The sequence below is a fragment of the Solirhodobacter olei genome (genome assembly GCF_004010155.1).
Taxonomy (GTDB): Bacteria; Pseudomonadota; Alphaproteobacteria; order Rhodobacterales; family Rhodobacteraceae; genus Solirhodobacter; species Solirhodobacter olei.
The window spans coordinates 1-2928 of record NZ_RRYH01000056.1 but is presented as its reverse complement, the minus strand read 5'-3'; the positions used below and the strand labels follow the sequence as shown (position 1 = coordinate 2928).

The 2928-nt window shown below is 56.7% G+C and carries 2 protein-coding genes; both read left to right on the top strand.

Annotated elements, in window-relative coordinates:
- Window positions 1-604: 604 nt before the first annotated feature.
- Window positions 605-1195 carry a DUF6932 family protein gene (locus EIP85_RS21965; RefSeq protein ID WP_127904350.1) on the top strand — a complete coding sequence of 197 codons (591 nt, stop codon included), beginning with the start codon at window positions 605-607 and terminating at the stop codon, window positions 1193-1195.
- A complete protein-coding gene (locus EIP85_RS21960) occupies window positions 1188-2144 on the top strand; it encodes a hypothetical protein (protein WP_127904349.1) in 957 nt (318 codons plus the stop codon). The genes EIP85_RS21965 and EIP85_RS21960 overlap by 8 nt, the downstream gene beginning before the upstream one ends.
- The last annotated feature ends 784 nt before the right edge of the window (window positions 2145-2928 follow it).

Genomic DNA, 2928 nt, shown 5'->3' with positions numbered 1-2928 from the left:
TTCCACCGCGGCCAGCACCCACGCTCGCGCGCACCGCCACGGGAGCAGGCTCCATGACGAACGGCCCGTCTCCCTCGACAATCTGCCCCCGGGCGCTCCCTGCACTCCGGCTACCCAGGTCATTGCCTGAGGCCTGCCCCTCCGCCCGAACCCAGCAGGACCCGCCTCATCGGCGCACCCAATTTGCCGGACCCGCCGCGCCAGCCGACTCCATGCGTCCACGCTCGGCCTTCAGGCGCGCGTGGCAACCGATGGAAGCCTCCGCCGTCATCCCTCTTTCCCCATAGCGCGCGCCCAGTCCCCGCGGCTTCCTCCTTGGGAGGTTTGCCAACGCGGGCCGAGGCCGCTCCCAGACCCCGCCATCACGACGCGGCCCGCATCGGAAAACCTTCACCAAAGGCGACCTTGGCGAAGGGGCCCGACGCCGCGTTGCAGGTTCCCTGAAGCCGACATTGGTGGAAAGCGGCTGACATTGCTCAGTAAGCGGGTCATTGTGGCGGCCGCGCTTGACGCTGAAGACCGCGTCAACGAGGGGTGAGATAGTCTTAGACAGCCATTCTACTATGAGTATAGTCTGTCGGCGGAGGAAGTTTTCGAGATATTCATGCCCATTCCCGATTTTGCAGCACACGGTGCTCTGCCGCCGTTCATTTCAGGTCATGCCACAATTCCAGTAGCGCGGTCGCCCTATACCGCATCCATGCTTGATGTTGTCGAGCGCTTCTGCACTTCACCGGACCGCGCCAAACTGTTAAAGGGATTGAACCACTACCGAAAACACCTTCACTCGGGTGGATTTGTTTCTGGGTATCAGTGGATTGACGGCAGCTTCGTTGAGAACGTCGAAAAACTCAGAAAACGCAGTCCAAGTGACGTTGATGTCGTAACCCTGTTTAACCGCCCACTGAAATATCAGGCCGATCCAAAATCCTGGCCTACGGAATACGAAGGACACTTGTTCGCAAAGTATTTCGACACGAACGCGATGAAGCCCGTGTATAAGTGCGACACCTACGGCATAGACCTTGATGTAGACTCCCGTGCCCTCGTCAGAAATTCAACGTACTGGTTCGGACTATTCTCCGATATGCGAGATACGTCTGCAAAAAAGGGAATAATTGAAATTCCCCTTGCAGTGGACGTTATGGAGTTCAACGCGGTTGATATAGCAATAGGGGGTAAGTTCAATGTCTGACCTCCAAAGAATGGCGGAGCTGGAAAGGCAACAGGCGGAGCTCGAAGCTCTTGCGAAGGAATCCGAGTCTGACGGCGACGTGGTGGGGCGACTGAGCTTCAAGACAAGGCTGAATGTCGTAGCCACGGAACTTGCAGCACTCAGAGCAAGGGATGCACGGGTCGCGGAAGTGGCTATACTGTTTGACGGCGCCCCTGTTGAGGGAACCCGCACCATCGATGCGACTTTCGCCGCTCAGGCGCTCGCCTACTTTCAGGCCGTTGTCACTCGCCTTTTCGCTTCAAACTTGAAGGGCGAACTTGCTGCGCGCGGAAAAGTCAGAGGGGCAGAACTCGCCGCCCTGAACATTCGAGGCATCGCAACAGGCTCATTCGGGTTCATCCTTGAAGAGAAAGATGCGCGTCAGGCCAGCGCCGTCAAAACGCCGATTAGGGAGGCTCTTGAGGAAGCTGCGGCCCTGTTTGAAGAATTCACGCAAGAAAATGAGGACGAGTTTCTTATCGATGTCGATGACATCAATCCCAGGGTATTCCGTGCACTCGCACAATTCTTTCGACACCTCGAAAAGAATAATTCGTCCCTAAAGGCCAATCTTCCTGACCGTCAGTACTCATTTGATCGGGCAGGTATTGAACGGGCCTACCGGAGAATTACAGAAACGAATGTAAAGATTGAACCAGTCGTCTGGGTTGGCACACTGGTTGGGCTTTCGCCCATCAAACGCACGTTCGATTTCAAGCGGGATGGCGCGCAAGAAATAGTATCTGGAAAGTTCAGCCATCAAGTGAGCCAAGATTACTTGGAACGGATCGAGGGTGATGAGGGAATTACATTGGGCGCTCGCTTCACTGCAAATATCGAGATTGGAACTATCAGAAAGCCTGATGGATCGATAAGCGTCAGCTACACTGTAACCGACCTTGTGGAAGCGCCCCCAGCGACAGGGTAGATTCCTTATGCGTGTCTTGCCGCTGAATATGGGCGACTGTCATGGCAGACCAGATGGCGCATCATATCGAGATCATGCCGATCTCTGATCTGCCCCAACCGACTGATCCAGGTTAATTGTTTCTGCATCGCTGGCCGCCGGTAGATGGCTACGATGCACTTCGGCGACGGACGCCTGTAGCCCAAGGCGCTGCGAGGTCGGACGGAATTGCAATGGCAGATGGCGAACCCCCAGAGGTCGGAAGCCTGCTTTCTCTTTCTGGACCAAATCCAATGTCAAAGGCCGCGAACTTCCGGCTTCCGCAGAAGACGTCGATCAGCCAAGTGCCAACCTCGGTGCCTGAATGAATGCCTGCTTTCCGGGTCGCCATGAGATGCTCATGCGCCCGTAGCGGATGTCGGCTACCCGCCCATTCGTGCCGCTGCGAAGCTGGTTCGGTGGCGTCTTACTTGGAGCCGTGAAGCGTCCGGGGGGTGGTTCCCTGATCAATTTCTATGCGGCAGTTCGGCAAGGTCATAAGCGTAGATAAACCCGATATACCTTGTGGCTCGAAGAGCTATGGCGCCAACTCAGGCCTCGGCTGTGTAAGGCCCACATCATGAAAGGAAGCCTGTGATGACCGGAGTCTCGGGCAAAACCGCATTGGTCACCGGCGCAGGGAGCGCAGATGGGATCGGCTTCGCCACGGCTCGACTGCTGCTGGCGGCTGGCGCAAAGGTGGCGATCACCTCGACAACCGATCGGATCTTTGACCGGTTGGCCGAACTTGATGCGGGCAAGACCG

Bases quoted from the DNA above. Each gene is read 5' to 3' on its own strand.
- EIP85_RS21965 (WP_127904350.1), top strand. From the start codon at position 605: ATGCCCATTCCCGATTTTGCAGCACACGGTGCTCTGCCGCCGTTCATT.
- EIP85_RS21960 (WP_127904349.1), top strand. From the start codon at position 1,188: ATGTCTGACCTCCAAAGAATGGCGGAGCTGGAAAGGCAACAGGCGGAG.